Here is a 16,143-nt window from a genome sequence, read left to right on the forward strand (position 1 = left end):
TAGCCCAACTGACATCGTCGTCGGCTGTGCGGTGGCCAACACCAATCCAATCAGATGTTTACCCTGATCCGCTCAGATCGGCAAACCATGCTCCCGCGCCCAGCCGGTCAACGGCTCGCGCAGCGAGGTTCCGGCGGCCCCGGCGCGCCGCAATTCGCGCAGCACCGGTCGCATCATCGCAAGGTCGGTCGCCGCCAGCATCGCCTTGACCGGCAGGATAGACGTACCCGACATCGAGAGCGTATCCACCCCGATCGCGGCGAACACCAGTGCATCCAGCGGTCGCCCCGCCGCCTCGCCACAGATCGAAAATCCGACCTCTTCCTCCGCACAGGCCGCCGCCAGCCCTTCGATCAGTTCGAGCACCGGTGCCGACAATATGTCGTAGCGATTGGCGAGCCGCGGCGTGCCCCGGTCGGCCGCGAACAGAAACTGCATCAGATCATTGGTGCCGAGCGAAATGAAATCCGCCTCCGCCAGCAATCCCGGCAATTGAAATAGCAGCGCCGGCACTTCGAGCATGGTCCCGATCTCGATATCGGTGGGCCGCTCGTCGAGCTTGGCCGCCTCCGCCTCAAGCAGGTCTCGCGCCGCGCGAAACTCCGCCACGGTCGCCACCATCGGAAACATCACCGACAGCCGATGCCCCGCCGCCCCCATCAGCAGGGCGCGCAGCTGCTTGCGCAGAATGACCGGACGATCGAGACCCACGCGCAGCGAACGCCAGCCCATCGCCGGGTTCTCCACCCCATCCTCCGCCTCGCCGGGCAGCATCTTGTCCGCCCCGAGATCGAGCGTGCGGAACACCACCCGCTGTCCGCCCGCGCGCTCGATCACCCGCCGGTAATCGGCGGCCTGCGCCGCCACCCCGGGAACCCGCGCCGCCGCCAGTGCCGCAATCTCGGTCCGGTAGAGCCCGATCCCCTCCGCGCCGGTCCGCGCCAGCTGATCGAGTTCGAACGCCAGGCCGACATTGAGCATCAGGGTCAGGCGCGTCCCGTCCTGCGTTTCGGCCGGGCGGTCGCGAAATGCGCTCAGCTCCGCCGCCCGCTCCGACCGCGCCGCCAGCGCCCGGTCATAAAGGTTGGTCACTTCCGGATCCGGGCGCAGAATCAGTGCGCCCGAATCGGCATCGAGCAGCACGGTATCGCCCGCCTGCGCCGCTTCGGTCGCACCGGCCTCGACTGCGAGAGCGGGAATTTCGAGGGCCCGGGCCAGGATCGCGGCATGACCGCCCGAACTCGCCTCCTCGATCGCCACCCCGGCGATCCCGCGCCGGTGCCAGTCCAGCAGCTCGGCGGGGCCGAGCCGGCGCACGATCAAAATCATCCCGCTCGCATCGTCGGGCTTGGCGGTGCCCGCGCCCAGGGCGCTGAGCATCCGCTCGATCATGTCCTCGACATCGGCCAACCGCTCGCGCAGATACGGATCGGCGATCTTGCGCATCCGCCGCCGCAGTTCCGAGCCCACCTGATCGACCGCCGCCTCCGCGGTCAGCCCGTCGCCGATCGCGGTCCGGACCCGCTCCAGCCAGCCGGTCCCCTGCGAAATCAGCCGGTAGGCCTCCAGCACTTCGCGCGTCGCATGGCCTTTCGGCAAATGATCCGCCATCAGCGCATCGAGGCTCTGCTCCGCCTCCGCCATCGCGCGCTCCAGCCGGTCGGTCTCCACCGCCGGATCATCGGCCAGCACATGGCGCGGACCGGTCGAGCGGCCGAACGGCAGAGCCCGTCCGCGCACGATGCCCCCGGCCAGCGGATGCCCGGCATAACGCCGCGACAGCGAATCCCCCAACCCAGTCGGGGCGATATTGCCCGCACCCTGCGCGGACAATATCTCACCGAGCAGCATCGCGATGGTCGAGATCGTCTCGACCTCGAACCCCTCATACTGCCGGGGCTCGACATTCTGCACCGCGATCACGCCCAGAATGCGCCCGGCGCGACGGATCGGCACCGCAAGCATCGCCGCGTAACGGTCTTCGCCGGTCTCCGGCCGATAGGCGAATTCCGGATGGTTCTGGGCATCCGGCAGGTTCATCAACTCGCCCCGGGCAGCCGCGAGCCCGACGATACCCTCCCCGACGCGCAGGCGGGTCCGCCCCACTGCGCCGATCCGCAGCCCGTGGGTCGCCGCGAGTTCGAGCATTTCGCCCGGCCGCGCGACATAGATCGAGCAGACCGCGATATCGAGTTCGGTGGCGATCAGTTCGGTGAGTTCAGCAAGGCTGGAATTGCCCGCGGCGAGCCGCTCACGCAGTTTGGCGAACAACCGCCGCGCCGCCGCGAACGGTTCCGCATCGGGCGGGATCAGCGGGTCAGGCGGCGTTGCTTCGAGCATCCGCGAATGTCCCCATGCGGCCCGCCTGCGCCGCCTCGGCCTGCGCGATCAGCTCGGCGATGATCTGGCCAACCGGCTGGATCGCGGTGACCATCCCGACCGACTGCCCCGCCATCACCGAGCCCTGTTCGACATCGCCATCGATCACCGCGCGCCGCAGCGCACCGGCCCAGAAATGCTCGATCGAAAGCTGTGCCGCCTCTTTGGTCAGCTCCCCCGACTGGAACCGCTTCAGGGTCGCCGCCTGATGCGCCAGAAAATTCCGCGTCCCGTCATTGGCGAGGCCGCGCACCGGGATCACCGGAAATTGCGCGTCGAGTTGCACCGAGGGCACCGCGTCGCGCGCATTGGCGCGGATGAATGCAGCCTTGAAATTCGGATGCGCGATGCTCTCGCTCGACGCCGCGAATCGCGTGCCGAGCTGCACACCCGACGCCCCCATTTCCAGAAACGCAAGAATGGCTTCACCCCGCCCGATCCCGCCGGCGACGAACACCGGCACCTCGCGGATCACCGGCAATATCTCCTGCGCGAGCACGGTCAGCGACACCGGTCCGATATGCCCGCCCGCCTCGGAACCTTCGATCACCAGCGCATCCGCCCCGGATTTGATCAGCCGCTTCGCCAACACCAGTGCGGGCGCGAAGCATACCAGCTTCGCCCCGCTGTCGCGCACCGCCCGGACCGCGGCACCCGAGGGTACGCCACCCGCCAGCACGACATGGCCGATCTCGTGGCGGATGCACACCTCGATCAAGTCGAGCAATTGCGGGTGCATCGTAATCAGATTGACGCCGAAGGGTTTTGCCGTGAGCGCCTTGGTCGCGGTGATTTCGGCATCGAGCAGGGACGGGTTCATCGAGCCGCAGGCGATCACGCCGAACCCGCCGGCATTGGAAATCGCGGAGACCAGATGCCGCTCGCTCACCCAGCTCATCGCACCACCCATGATGGCGGTTTCAGTGCCGAGGAAGGCGCACCCGCGCGCCCAGAGCCGATCGAGCGTGCCCATCAGACCACGTCCAGCCCGTAAGCGGTATGCAGCGCCCGCACCGCAAGCTCGGTATATTCGGCGGCGATCAGCACGCTCACCTTGATCTCGCTGGTCGAGATGACCAGGATGTTGATCCCCCGGCCGGCCAGGGCGCGGAACATCGTCCCGGCCACGCCGGCATGGCTGCGCATGCCGACACCCACCACCGAAATCTTCGCGACATCCGCATCGATCGACAGGTCGGCGTACTGGATTTCGGCGTGCATCGCCTCCAGCACCGCCCGCGCGCGCGGCAGTTCGGTCTTGTTCATGGTGAACGTCATGTCGGTCGTGCCATCCTCGGAGACGTTCTGCACGATCATGTCGACATTGATGCTCGCCTCGGCCAGAGGGCCGAACACCGAAGCCGCGATGCCCGGCCGGTCCGGCACCCGGCGGATGGTGACCTTCGCTTCATCCCGCGAGTAGGCGATACCGGCCACGATTTCCTGTTCCACGATCTCATCCTCATCAACAACCAGAGTTCCGGGAGCGTCCGAAAAACTTGAGAGTACCTGAACCCGCACCCGTTCCTTCATCGCGAGCTCGACCGACCGCGTCTGCAGCACTTTCGCACCGACCGAAGCGAGCTCCAACATCTCCTCATACGTGATTGCGGCAAGTTTACGCGCCTTGCGCACGATCCGCGGATCGGTGGTGTAAACCCCGTCGACATCGGTATAAATGTCGCACCGGTCCGCCCCGATCGCCGCCGCCACCGCGACCGCCGAGGTATCGGACCCGCCGCGTCCCAGCGTGGTGATCCGCCGGTCAGGCCCGATCCCCTGGAACCCCGCGATCACCGGCACCTGACCCGTCTGCATCCGCCGGATCAGTTCCGCCCCGTCGATCGAAGCGATCCGCGCCTTGCCGTGCTGGCCATCTGTCGCAACCGGAACCTGCCAGCCGGTCCAGGACCGGGCTTCCACGCCGAGCGTCTGCAGCGCGATCGCGAGCAGCCCCACCGTCACCTGTTCGCCGGTCGCGACGACGGTGTCGTATTCCCGCGCATCGTAGAGCGGCGAGAGGTCCTGGCACCACGCGACCAGCTGATTGGTCGCCCCCGCCATTGCCGAAGTCACCACCGCGACCTCGTGCCCGGCATCGACCTCGCGCTTCACCCGGGCGGCGACGTTGCGGATCCGGTCCAGATCGGCGACCGATGTGCCGCCGAATTTCATCACGATGCGCGCCATAACAATCCGTTCGTTGCCCTGGGTCGTTTTTGTCTGGGGAGTTTTGCTTGCGTTGCGCGGAGCGCTTGCCGCTTCGCCCTCGCGGGTTCACATAACGGGCAAGGCGGCAGAGGGCAATGCAAGGACGCATGATGATCACGGAACGAAGCGGCGCCGCCGACCGGCGCGAGGTTGACAAATTCGATGCGCTGGCGAGCAGCTGGTGGGACCGCACCGGCCCGATGCGCCCGCTCCACGCGATGAACCCCGCCCGCACCGCATGGGTGATGCAACGCGTGCGCCGCCGGTTCGGCGATCATCCGGTCCGTGTGCTCGATGTCGGTTGCGGTGCCGGACTTCTCGCCGAGAGCCTGACCCGCGCAGGCTGCGACGTGACCGGGATCGACGCCGCCGGTGCTGCGATCGCCGCCGCACGGGCCCATGCGGCTTCCCAGGGTCTGACCATCGCCTATCGCGCGGCGGAAACCGGCGATCTGCTGGCTGAAGGAGTGCGGTTTCCGGTGATTACCGCGCTTGAGGTCATCGAGCATGTGCCCGACCCTCAGGGCTTCCTCGACGATCTCGCCGGTCTGCTCGAACCGGGCGGCCTTGTTTTCATCTCGACGTTGAACCGCACCGCGCAATCCTTCGCCGTGGCGAAACTCGGGGCCGAATATCTGGCGAGACTGCTGCCGGTCGGCACCCATTCATGGGCGCGCTTCATAACCCCTGGCGAACTCGCGACGCTGTGCCGCAATGCCGGGCTGCGCTTCGGTGATGTCGCCGGGCTGGTGCCCCGGCCGCTCGCGGGCGGGTTCAGGGAATCACGAAATGTCGGGGTAAACTACATCGCGATGGCGAACGGCTGACCCTGACAGTAGCCGATGGGAAAGCGATTGGTCGGAGCGGCGGGATTCGAACCCACGACCCCCAGTCCCCCAGACTGATGCGCTACCAGGCTGCGCTACGCTCCGACCCGATGGTCCTTAGCAAGTTGAAACCGGGAGGGCAAACCTCACCCGGCGACGAGACGCCGCAAACGTTCGAGATCGTCGAGTGTCGCGCGCAATGTGCGTCGCAGGATTGCGTTGTTGCGATGAGCATGAGCCAGGGCACGGGCATCATCGGTGTCCACCGATGCGGCGGGGGGCGACGGCGAGGCCAATGGCGGGGTGTGATGGATCGGCAGTTCCGGCAGGTCGGCGCGCGGCACGGCAGTGGCCGCGAGACTCGCCGTGGCGGCACGTTCGGCGGCGGCGGCGGCGCGCTCCTCCTCCGATGCCGGTGGGATCTGGTCGTGCAGGGCACCGCCGCCTTCCTTGAGCAGCCGCTGCACACCCTTGATCGTATAGCCCTGAATATAAAGCAGATTGGCGATTCGCCGCAGCAGCACCACATCGTCAGGGCGGTAGTAGCGCCGTCCGCCACCGCGCTTCAGCGGCTTGATTCGGGGAAACTTGGTCTCCCAGAAGCGCAGCACGTGCTGCGGAACATGCAGTTCGTCCGCCACCTCGCTGATGGTGCGATATGCCTCGGCGGATTTACGCGGGCGAAGGCGGCTCGCTTCATCGCCCTCCATCGCAAACGGATCGGTATCCATCGTCAAGCGCCGGATGCCGCAGATTTGGCCCGATCAGGTGCCTCGCCGTGATCCACGGCTTCGCGCAGGATCTGGCTGGGGCGAAAGATCAGAACGCGGCGCGGCAGGATCGGAACTTCCTTTCCGGTCTTGGGGTTCCGGCCGATCCGGCGGCCTTTCTGGCGCACCGAAAACGTCCCGAACCCGCTGATTTTAAGGGAATCCCCTTCCGCCAAAGCGGATTTCATCCGGTCGAGCACCGATTCGAGCAGTTCGGCGGATTCGTTGCGCGACAACCCTACCGCAGCGTAGATCGATTCAGCCAGTCCTGCGCGGGTCAAGGTGCTCATCGGTCAAGATTAGCAAGAAAGCCGGACCGGTCAACCAGTTTCAGGACGCTGGGCCGAAAGAGACTGGATTTGAAGGAGAATTCGACATTTCGGCCACGCTGGCCGCACCGGTCACATCCGGATCAGCGCCGAACCCCAGGTCAGGCCGCCGCCGAGCGCCTCGATCAGGATGAGATGGCCGGGTTTGATCCGTCCATCCCTCATGGCATCGTCGAGCGCCAGCGGGATCGAGGCGGCAGAGGTATTGGCGTGACGATCGACCGTGACGACGACCTGCTCCGGCTGGAGGTTCAGCCGCTTGCCCATGGCATCGATGATCCGGCGATTGGCCTGATGGGGCACCAGCCAGTCGATATCGGCATGGCCGAGACCATTGGCCTTGAGCGCCTCGTCCACCGCACCGGCGAGCTTGGGCACCGCGTGGCGGAACACTTCGCGGCCGTTCATCACGAGATGCTGGGGCTTGCCGGTCTGCCCGGTCGCGCCGTCGATATAAAGGATGTCGCCGAACCGGCCATCGGCATGGATATGGGTCGAAATGATTCCGCGCGGCGCATCCGCCGTATTCGCCCGGAGAACGGCTGCTCCCGCGCCATCGCCGAACAGGACGCAGGTGCCGCGATCCTGCCAGTTGAGGATGCGCGAATAAACCTCGGTCCCGATGACCAGCGCGGTGCGGCACTGCCCGGCCCGGATCATCGCATCGGCGATCGAGGCCGCGTAGACGAAGCCGGAGCAGGCGGCGGAGATGTCGAAGGCAAAACCGGCGGTGATGCCGAGCGCGCTCTGGATGGTCACGGCGGTGGCCGGAAACCCCTGATCCGGTGTCGAGGTGGCGACGATGATCGCATCGACCGATCCGGCTTCGATCCCGGCGGCGTCGAGCGCGCGCCGTGCCGCCTGTTCGCCCATGAAGGCGGCGGTTTCGTGGGGTGCGGCGATGTGGCGCTGGGTGATGCCGGTGCGCTCGCGAATCCATTCATCCGACGTATCGACCCGCGTGGCCAATTCCTGGTTCGAGACGATCCGTTCGGGGAGGTAGCCGCCGATACCGTCCAGCGTAGTGGCGGGATTGCTCATGGCCCGAAGGCAATCGGTGTGGCGACCGGCGGGGCAACCGGCGTGGCAACGGGCGCTGCCGGCTCGGCGACGAGCGCCGCCCGATCGTCGTGCTGGCGCAGCCCGTCCCTGATCCGCTCGTTGAACCGGTTGACGATCATGTCCATCGCGACATCGACCGCATGGGCGAAGCCCTCGGCATCGGTTCCGCCATGCGATTTGACCACGACGCCGTTGAGCCCGAGCAGCACCGCCCCGTTGTAGCGGCGGGGGTCGAGCCACTCGCGCAGCCGGTTCAAACCGGGCTTGGCAAGCACATAGGCGAGTTTGGCGGAGATGCTGGCAGTGAAGACGCGCTTCAGCAGGTCGCCGACCAGACGCAGGGCTCCTTCGCCGGTCTTGAGGGCGACGTTACCGGTAAAGCCGTCGGTTACCACCACATCGACGGTGCCGCCCGCGATATCGTGCCCCTCGACGAAACCGTGGAATTGCGGGCCGATCGGGCCGGCGCGCAACGCCTCGGCGGCGCGCTTGAGGGTTTCGTCGCCCTTCATTTCCTCGGACCCGACATTGAGCAGGCCGATGGTGGGTTTCGGCAGGCCGAGCACGGTGCGGGCGAACATCTCGCCCATCACCGCGAATTCGACGAGGTTGCGCGCATCGCAGATCATGTTGGCGCCGAGATCGAGCATGACGACGTCGCCCTTGGCCGACGGCCCGATTGCCGCCATCGCCGGACGGTCGATCCCCGCCATGGTCTTGATCACGATTTTCGCGAGCGCCAGCATCGCGCCGGTATTGCCGGCCGAGATCACCCCGGCAGCCTCGCCATTAGCGACCGCATCGATCGCCCGGCGCATCGAGGCATTGCGCAGCCGCAACGCTGCGGTGGGCTTGAGATCGTCGGCGATGATTTCAGTGGTCGGGCAGATCACCACACGCCCGGCGAGGTGCTTGCCCTTGCTGATCAGCGGCTGGATCAGCGCCTCGTCACCGAAGACATGGAACATCGCCTTCGGATGACGAACCGCCGCGATATCGAGTCCCGCGATGATCGACTCGGGTGCGTGATCGCCGCCCATGGCATCGACCGCGAGAACCGGCACGCTCGCCCCTTCAGCCATGGTCATTGATCGGTCATCGTCGTCATCGGTGGTCCGCGCGGAAAGCCGGGAGCAGGGCGGTCACCGTCGGTTCAGACCCGAACCGTGCCCTTGATGTCCTTGCCGGCGGCCACGACTTCACGACCGTCGTAATGACCGCAATGGCCGCAGACGTGATGGGGGCGTTTCAACTCGCCGCAATTGCTGCATTCGGCGTGCGGCTGGATGACCAGGGCCTGATGGCTCCGGCGCATGCCCTTGCGGGACGGGCTGGTTTTTCGCTTGGGTACGGCCATATCAACTCTCGTATTTTCTGTAACGGCGGCGCAGCAACGCGCTACCGCCCCGCAAGGGGAGGTTCAAGACCCCGGCGTCTAGCAGAGCCATCCGGCACGGGCAAGCGCAGCGCTGGTTTGCGCGCCGCTACCGTTCCTCATTGCGGCTCGTCATTCTTGCGCTTCACCGCGAGGGCGGCAAGCGCGCTGAACGGGCCGATGCGCGGTGCGGTATATTCCTCGGGTGCCGCGACGCCCGGCTTGCGGGGATACGGGTCGAGCGCAAGAGCGAGTTGCTCGGTCAACACCGCGCCGAGATCGACCATCGTGCCGTTGGCAACGATCTCGTCGGGTGCCTCCGGGTCGATCGGCGCCTGATCGAGATCGAGTGCCTCGGCCTGCGACTCGGTGAGCATCAGGAGGACCGCGCGTTCGCTGATCGTCTGCTCGAAAGGTTCGAGCGTCACCACACAGGTCTGGATCACGGTGGCCTTGAGGGCCAGCGTGGCGGTTGCGTGATCCGCCGCACCGGGATTTCGCACCGAGCTCAACACGAAATCGCCGCGCAGGGCGGCAATCGCCGGAAGTCCGAACGCGGCGGCGATACCTGCGCACGCCGCTTCATCGGCGATGACCGTGACCGGCAGCGGGGCGGTGCCCAGCCGGGCGAGATCGACTTTATACGAGAGCGGGGCTTGGATCGGGTCGGTCATCGGGGCATAATGCCGCATCTTGCGCGAAGCCGGAAGCTCGCCCATAGAACCGCGATGATAGGCCAATGCCCGTCATTTATAGATCTGTCGAGAATGAGGATTGAGCCGCGTGCGCAGACCCGCCATCAAGCTCCACCGCCTGCTGCCCCTGATGCTGTTGCCCGCGCTGGCCGGATGCGCGGTATTCTCGGCCGCACCGCACTACCGGGGCAATGCGGTGTCCGAACATCAACTCAAGCAGTTGACCCCAGGGGTTTCGACCGAGGCCGATGCCACGGCGCTGCTGGGAACGCCGACCCTGCATGAAACCTTCAACCGCAACGACTGGCTGTATGCGAGCCAGGTGACCAAGCGGCGGATCGGCCAGACCCAGGGGGTGCTGCGCCAGAAGGTCGTGGTGCTGCATTTCAACGATGGCGGGGTGTTGCAGTCGATCCGTAACGTCAACCAGAAGCAGGCGGTCAGGGTTGCGATGGCGTCAGGCGCGACCAAGGCGCCGGGCGGCACCGCGAGCCTGTTCCAGCAGCTTGTCGGGGGCGTCGGTCACTATAATCCGGGTCTCGGCGCGGGTGCGGGCGGCTTCGGCGGGACCGGTAGTTCCGATATCGGCGGTGCCAGCGGCAGCAGCGGGCTCTCGGGGTTCTGAGCATGACGACACGACGCCGCCTGCTGGCCGGATCGAGCGCAATGGCCGGGATCGCGGCCCTGCGGATCGCGCACGCGCAGTCCGCGTCGCCCCTCACACCCAACAGTTTCACACCGGGTGCCGATCCCGAAGCGCCACAGCTCGACGATGTGGTGGCGCCTGGCTTGCAGCGCGATGTGATCATTCGCTGGGGCGATCCGGTGCTGGCGAATGCGCCGCCGTTCCGGCCCGGGTTCGTCACCGAGGCGGCAGCGGCGCGGCAGTTCGGCTGGGACGCGATCATCGCCGGCATCGTCAACCCGCCCCAGGCCCAGGATGGCATCGCCCGGATCGTGATGGTGCTGAGCCATCCGGACGTTGCGCCACGAATGGTGTTTCCCGGCGGGGTCGACCGGCCCCGGATCGCGGGCAAAATGCAGGGCGCCTCGGTTCTCAACCTGTCACAGCGCGGTGGCCGTTGGGTGGTGGTGGATGGCGGCTACCAGTCCCGCCGGATCACGGATGGTACCCTGTGCACGATCACCGGCCCGGCCGCGGCCTCGATCGGCCCGAGCGTTCAGGGCGTTCTGGCACCGGGGATCGGCTGCGTCACGCCGTGGAATACCGTGCTGCTGCCCGAGGGGCGGACCAACTCATGGGTTGCCCGCCTCGCTGACAAGGCAGCGGGATTTTCGAGCCCGACGGTGGGTGCCGGATTCGGCTGGGTGGTCGAACTCGATGCGCTGAACCCGACCTCCTTTCCCGCCAAGCGCACGGCGTTGGGCCGGATGCCGCGCGCCGGAACCGCCTGCGGCATGGCGGGTGACGGTTCGGCCATCGTTTTCATGACCGAAGATGCGCCGATGGGGCGGTTGTTTCGCTTCAAGGGTGCCGCACCGATCGGCGATGGGTCCGGCGCGCTCGATGCCGGAACCCTCGCGGTCGCAACGCTCGAAGGGTCCAGCATCGTCTGGCGCGATCTGCCGCCGGGGCTGACCAGCCTGACGGCGACGCTTTCAGCGGCATCGGACGGGGCGCGGTTCGATGCGCCCGCCGGCATGGCGATCGGCGCGGACGGGACGCTCTACCTCGCCTGTTCCGGCAATCCGGGGCGCGGGGTCGATCAGGTCGATGCGCTCAATCCCCGCGCGGGTAACGGTGCCGGCCATATTCTGGCGCTGGCACCCGCCGGCGGTGATCTGGCGGCATCCCGCTTCGCCGGACGGGTGATTTTGCTCGGCGGCAACCCCAACACCGACCCCACTGCACGCTACACCCCCGGATCTCTGGCCTGGCTGCGATCGCCCTATACCCTGAATTTCGATGCCGCCCATCGGCTGCATGTCGGGACCGATCAGGGGGGGGCGGTGACCGATACCGCCGATGGCCTTTTCGTCATGAACGTGACCGGCTACGGGCGTTATGCGCTCGATATGCTGTATCTGGCGCCGATCGGCGGGGCGATCGGCGGGGCGGCGTTCGGTCCGCAGGGCCGCACCGGCTTCACCGTCGCCCGTCATCCCGGTGCCACGCCCAATGCGGATTTCGCCCACCCGGCGACGCGCTGGCCGACGGTGCAGCCGGATATGCCGCCGCAGACGACCGTAGTTTCGCTTACAAGCTGAATAGTCGGGCTGATGATATCGGGCCCGGTCGCGCCGGGCCGGCAGGGCGACCGGATGCCCGAGGGCATCCGGTCCGAACGCAGGCGAGATCAGGCGAGGTCGAACCGGTCCGCGTTCATCACCTTGGTCCAGGCGGCGACGAAATCCTTGACGAATTTCTCGCGGTTGTCGTCCTGGGCATAGACCTCGGCATAGGCACGCAGCACCGAGTTCGAGCCGAACACCAGATCGACGCGTGAGGCGGTCCATTTCACCGCACCGGTGGCACGATCGCGGATTTCATAGACATTGCCGCCTGCCGGTACCCAGCGATTGGCCATGTCGGTCAGGTTGACGAAGAAATCATTCGTCAACGCACCTTCGCGATCGGTGAAGACGCCGTGCCTCGTGCCGCCGAAATTGGTGCCAAGCACGCGCATGCCGCCGACCAGTACGGTCATTTCCGGGGCGGTGAGACCGAGCAACTGGGTCCGCTCCAGCATCAGCTCCTCGCTGCTGACGGAATAATCCGCCTTCAGCCAGTTGCGGTAACCGTCGTGGATCGGCTCCAGAACCGCGAAGGAGTCGATATCGGTCATGTCCTGGGTCGCATCGCCGCGTCCCGGAGCGAAGGGCACGGTGATGTCGAAACCCGCAGCACCCGCCGCCTGTTCGATGCCGACATTGCCGGCGAGAACGATGACATCGGCGATGCTGGCGCCGGACTCCGCTGCGATCGGTTCCAGAACCGCCAGAACCCGTTCAAGCCGGGCAGGCTCGTTGCCTTCCCAGTTGCGGTGCGGTGCGAGACGGATGCGGGCTCCGTTGGCACCGCCGCGCATGTCCGAACCGCGGAAGGTGCGGGCGCTGTCCCAGGCGGTGGTGATCATGTCGCTGGACGACAGACCGCTGGCCTTGATCCGCGCGCGGACCGCATCGACATCGTAGCCGGTCGGGCCGGGCGGGACGGGGTCCTGCCAGAGCAGATCCTCGGCCGGAACGTCCGGGCCGAAATAGCGTGCTTTCGGTCCCATGTCGCGATGGGTGAGCTTGAACCAGGCACGGGCGAAGGCTTTCGAAAGTTCGTCCGGGTTTTTGTGGAACCGCTCTGAAATCTCGCGATAGACCGGGTCCATCTTCATCGCCATGTCGGCGTCGGTCATGATCGGGTTGCGGCGGGTCGTGAGGTCTTCGGCGTCCACCGGCATGTCGGTTTCGGCGATCGTGACCGGTTCCCACTGCCAGGCACCGGCGGGGCTTTTGCGCGATTCCCATTCGTGGCCGAGCAGCATGTCGAAATAGCCATTGTCCCACTTGGTCGGATGGGTGGTCCAGGCGCCTTCGAGGCCGCTGGTGACCGCATCGCGCCCGACGCCGCGATGGGCGTGGACCATCCAGCCGAGCCCCTGCTCCTCGGGGCCGGCACCTTCCGGAGCCGGACCGAGATCGGCCGCGTTGCCGTTACCATGGCATTTGCCGACGGTATGGCCACCGGCTGTCAGGGCGACGGTTTCCTCATCGTTCATCGCCATGCGGGCGAAGGTTTCGCGAACGTCATGGGCGGTGCGCAGCGGATCGGGGTGACTGTCGACGCCTTCGGGATTGACGTAGATCAGGCCCATCTGGACGGCGGCGAGGGGATTTTCCAGCGAGGTGCGATCATGGCTCGCATAACGTTCCTGACTGCTGGCGAGCCACTGTTTTTCCGCACCCCAGTAGGTGTCCTTTTCCGGGTGCCAGATGTCTTCGCGGCCGAACGCAAAACCGAACGTCTTCAGGCCCATCGACTCATAGGCGATGGTCCCCGCCAGAATGATGAGGTCGGCCCAGCTGATCCGGTTGCCGTATTTTTTCTTGATCGGCCAGAGCAGGCGGCGCGCCTTGTCGAGATTGGCGTTGTCGGGCCATGAATTCAGCGGCGCAAAGCGCTGGTTGCCGGTGCCGGCACCGCCGCGCCCGTCACCGATGCGGTAGGACCCCGCCGCGTGCCACGCCATGCGGATCATCAGCCCGCCGTAATGGCCCCAATCGGCCGGCCACCAGGACTGGCTCTCGGTCATGAACTCGTGAAGGTCGCGTTTGAGGGCGGCGACGTCGAGTTTTTCGAGTTCCTTGCGGTAGTTGAAATCCTTGCCCAGCGGGTTGGTCTTGCTGTCGTGCTGATGGAGGATGTCGAGATTGAGGGCTTTGGGCCACCACTCCATGTCGATCATCTCGCTCGACGTATTGCTCCCGTGCAGGACCGGGCATTTGCCCGATGTGGTCATCCTGTCTCCGTCCATGATGTTCTCCAATCCGCGTTGTGCGACAAGTTTCCGTGCAACCGGACCCACCGCGCGGGCGGAGCGTCCAGACCGATGGATGCTTAGCAAACCGGATCGATTAAGTTAAGGCGATATAAACAATCACGGTAATAAGCATCGCCTATCGCGGCGGGGGTGAGTTTATTTGACGTTGTTCGCCTTGTTACGCCGCCGGCGCGCCTGTTCGTTCGGTTTGTCGCCGGGGGGACGGGGGGAGCCGGGTTTGTTGGGGCGGCCGCGCCAGGGCGGCTTGGGGCCGCGTTCGGGCTGAGGGCCGGTCCGAGGCGGGGCGGCATCCGGCACATCGAGCGCGGGTTCGATCCTGATATCGGGATTGTTGGCGGCGGTCACCGATTTGAGGAATTCGACGGCGATCTCCTCGGCGATCTCGAACTTCGTGTCCCGGTCGAAAATGCGGATGGCGCCGATATCGCGCTTGGTGACGCCGCCGACCCGGCAGATCAGAGGCAACAGCCATTTCGGATCGGCATTTTTGCGGCGTCCGACATCGGCGCGGAACCAGACCATCGGGCCGGATCGGAACCGTGGCGCGCCCGCGCCTTCGGGGGCGGCCCGCTCGACCCGGGATCGTTCGAAACGGGGCCGCTCGGGCGGCGGGGGGGCGATGTCCTCGGGCGAGGGCAGGCGGGCGCGGTAGAGCCGGATCAGTGCGGCGGCAATGATTTCGGGACTGAACCGGGCGAGCAGATCCTGCCCGGGTGCCAGATCATCGTCGAGCGGGGCTTCGGTCAGCAGGGGATCGGTCAGCAATCGTGCCTGGTCGCGCGCACGGATGGCCTCCGCCGCCGGGGGATCTTCCCAGGTCGCCCTGATATTGGCGGATGCGAGCAGTGCCTCGGCCTGCCGGCGGCGCGAATTGGGCACCAGCAGCACGCACATCCCCTTGCGCCCGGCGCGCCCGGTGCGGCCCGAACGATGGAGCAGGGTTGCCTTGTTGGTTGGCAGATCGGCATGGATGACCAGATCGAGATTAGGCAGATCGAGGCCGCGAGCGGCGACATCCGTTGCGATGCAGACCCGTGCGCGACCGTCGCGCAGGGATTGGAGGGCGGTGTTGCGTTCGGTCTGGCTCAACTCGCCGGACAGGGCAACGACGGCGAAACCCCGTTCCTGCAGGCGGCCGTGCAACTGGCGGACCGATTCGCGGGTGGAGCAGAACACCAGGCAACCGCCGCGTTCATAAAACCGCAGCAGGTTGACCAGACCATGTTCGATCTCGTGGGCAGCGATGCGGACGGCGCGATAATCGATGTCGGCATGGGGCTGATTGCGGGCCACCGTGTCGATCCGCAGGGCGTCGCGCTGATACTGCCGGGCGAGGGCGGCGATTTCGCGGGCGATGGTTGCGGAAAACAGCAGGGTGCGGCGATCTTCGGGCGTGGTGCCCAGAATGAATTCCAGCTCGTCGCGAAACCCGAGATCGAGCATTTCATCGGCTTCGTCGAGCACGACGACCTTCAGCGCGCTGACATCGAGATGGCGGCGCTCGATATGGTCCTGCAGGCGCCCCGGCGTGCCGACCACGATGTGGCATCCGGCGGACAGCGCGCGTTGCTCGCGGCGCGGGTCCATGCCGCCGACGCAGGAGACCACGCGGGCGCCGGTATGTTCGTAGAGCCAGGCGAGTTCGGCATGGACCTGGATCGCGAGTTCGCGGGTGGGCGCGATGATCAGGGCGAGCGGCGCACCGGGCGGGGGCAAGGCTCCATCGGCCATGATGGTGGCGGCGAAGGCAAGGCCGTAAGCCACGGTTTTGCCGGAACCGGTCTGCGCCGACACCAGCAGGTCGCGCTCCTCGGCATCCGGTTGCAGGACCGCGCTCTGGACCGCGGTGGGCTCGGCGTAGCCGCGGTCGCGCAACGCGCGCTGCAGCGCCGGGGTTTCGATCGGAAACGACAGGGCAGGGCGCTCATCGGTCGCGGGAGCCGGATCGTTGTCGGACAGGACTGAGCCGGGCAGGACT

Annotated in this window: 14 protein-coding genes and 1 tRNA gene; 3 read left to right on the forward strand and 12 right to left on the reverse strand. The window is 66.4% G+C overall.

Going from position 1 to position 16,143, the window contains the following annotated elements; all coding sequences use genetic code 11:
• Positions 1–72: 72 nt before the first annotated feature.
• Genes ptsP through SIL87_RS09690 form a run of 3 tightly spaced genes read right to left on the reverse strand, consistent with a single transcriptional unit; the run spans position 73 to position 4,569 of the window.
• On the reverse strand, positions 73–2,340 hold the full coding sequence (ptsP, locus tag SIL87_RS09680; RefSeq protein ID WP_319613967.1) for a phosphoenolpyruvate--protein phosphotransferase: 2,268 nt from the start codon (positions 2,338–2,340) through the stop codon (positions 73–75).
• The gene (locus SIL87_RS09685) at positions 2,318–3,352 is read right to left on the reverse strand and encodes an NAD(P)H-dependent flavin oxidoreductase (protein ID WP_319613968.1); all 1,035 of its coding nucleotides are present in this window, start codon (positions 3,350–3,352) and stop codon (positions 2,318–2,320) included. The genes ptsP and SIL87_RS09685 overlap by 23 nt, the downstream gene beginning before the upstream one ends.
• Positions 3,352–4,569 (reverse strand): aspartate kinase, encoded by a 1,218-nt coding sequence (locus SIL87_RS09690; RefSeq protein ID WP_319613969.1) that lies wholly within the window; start codon positions 4,567–4,569, stop codon positions 3,352–3,354. The genes SIL87_RS09685 and SIL87_RS09690 overlap by 1 nt, the downstream gene beginning before the upstream one ends.
• 131 nt (positions 4,570–4,700) lie before the next feature.
• Here SIL87_RS09690 and ubiG point away from each other — a divergent pair, with 131 nt between their 5' ends.
• Positions 4,701–5,417: a bifunctional 2-polyprenyl-6-hydroxyphenol methylase/3-demethylubiquinol 3-O-methyltransferase UbiG gene (ubiG, locus tag SIL87_RS09695; protein ID WP_405055261.1), complete on the forward strand. Its 717-nt coding sequence runs from the start codon at positions 4,701–4,703 to the stop codon at positions 5,415–5,417.
• 28 nt (positions 5,418–5,445) lie between these two features.
• On the opposite strand, the gene SIL87_RS09700 is transcribed toward ubiG, so the two are convergent.
• The 7 genes from SIL87_RS09700 to SIL87_RS09730 all read right to left on the reverse strand — a co-directional run bounded on the left by SIL87_RS09700 (position 5,446) and on the right by SIL87_RS09730 (position 9,627).
• A tRNA-Pro gene (locus SIL87_RS09700) sits at positions 5,446–5,522 on the reverse strand.
• Between the two features lie 41 nt (positions 5,523–5,563).
• Positions 5,564–6,148 (reverse strand): MerR family transcriptional regulator, encoded by a 585-nt coding sequence (locus SIL87_RS09705; protein ID WP_319613971.1) that lies wholly within the window; start codon positions 6,146–6,148, stop codon positions 5,564–5,566.
• 2 nt (positions 6,149–6,150) lie between these two features.
• The gene (locus SIL87_RS09710; protein WP_319613972.1) at positions 6,151–6,477 is read right to left on the reverse strand and encodes an integration host factor subunit alpha; all 327 of its coding nucleotides are present in this window, start codon (positions 6,475–6,477) and stop codon (positions 6,151–6,153) included.
• A gap of 111 nt (positions 6,478–6,588) precedes the next feature.
• Positions 6,589–7,557 (reverse strand): beta-ketoacyl-ACP synthase III, encoded by a 969-nt coding sequence (locus tag SIL87_RS09715; protein ID WP_319613973.1) that lies wholly within the window; start codon positions 7,555–7,557, stop codon positions 6,589–6,591.
• Complete coding sequence (gene plsX / locus SIL87_RS09720) at positions 7,554–8,666, reverse strand: phosphate acyltransferase PlsX (protein WP_456304826.1); 1,113 nt, start codon at positions 8,664–8,666, stop codon at positions 7,554–7,556. The genes SIL87_RS09715 and plsX overlap by 4 nt, the downstream gene beginning before the upstream one ends.
• 65 nt (positions 8,667–8,731) lie before the next feature.
• On the reverse strand, positions 8,732–8,935 hold the full coding sequence (gene rpmF / locus SIL87_RS09725; RefSeq protein WP_029311542.1) for a 50S ribosomal protein L32: 204 nt from the start codon (positions 8,933–8,935) through the stop codon (positions 8,732–8,734).
• A gap of 137 nt (positions 8,936–9,072) precedes the next feature.
• Positions 9,073–9,627, reverse strand: coding sequence for a DUF177 domain-containing protein (locus SIL87_RS09730; RefSeq protein ID WP_319613975.1), 555 nt, complete (start codon positions 9,625–9,627; stop codon positions 9,073–9,075).
• Positions 9,628–9,736: 109 nt separating this feature from the next.
• On the opposite strand from SIL87_RS09730, the gene SIL87_RS09735 reads away from it, so the two are divergent.
• Complete coding sequence (locus tag SIL87_RS09735; RefSeq protein WP_319613976.1) at positions 9,737–10,273, forward strand: outer membrane protein assembly factor BamE; 537 nt, start codon at positions 9,737–9,739, stop codon at positions 10,271–10,273.
• A 2-nt stretch (positions 10,274–10,275) separates the two neighbouring features.
• Positions 10,276–11,877: a PhoX family protein gene (locus tag SIL87_RS09740; RefSeq protein WP_319613977.1), complete on the forward strand. Its 1,602-nt coding sequence runs from the start codon at positions 10,276–10,278 to the stop codon at positions 11,875–11,877.
• Between the two features lie 89 nt (positions 11,878–11,966).
• On the opposite strand, the gene katG is transcribed toward SIL87_RS09740, so the two are convergent.
• Complete coding sequence (gene katG, locus SIL87_RS09745; RefSeq protein ID WP_405055262.1) at positions 11,967–14,123, reverse strand: catalase/peroxidase HPI; 2,157 nt, start codon at positions 14,121–14,123, stop codon at positions 11,967–11,969.
• A gap of 177 nt (positions 14,124–14,300) precedes the next feature.
• Positions 14,301–16,079, reverse strand: coding sequence for a DEAD/DEAH box helicase (locus SIL87_RS09750; RefSeq protein ID WP_319615947.1), 1,779 nt, complete (start codon positions 16,077–16,079; stop codon positions 14,301–14,303).
• Positions 16,080–16,143 lie beyond the last annotated feature (64 nt).

It is taken from the genome of Acidiphilium acidophilum (genome assembly GCF_033842475.1).
Lineage (GTDB): Bacteria > Pseudomonadota > Alphaproteobacteria > Acetobacterales > Acetobacteraceae > Acidiphilium > Acidiphilium acidophilum.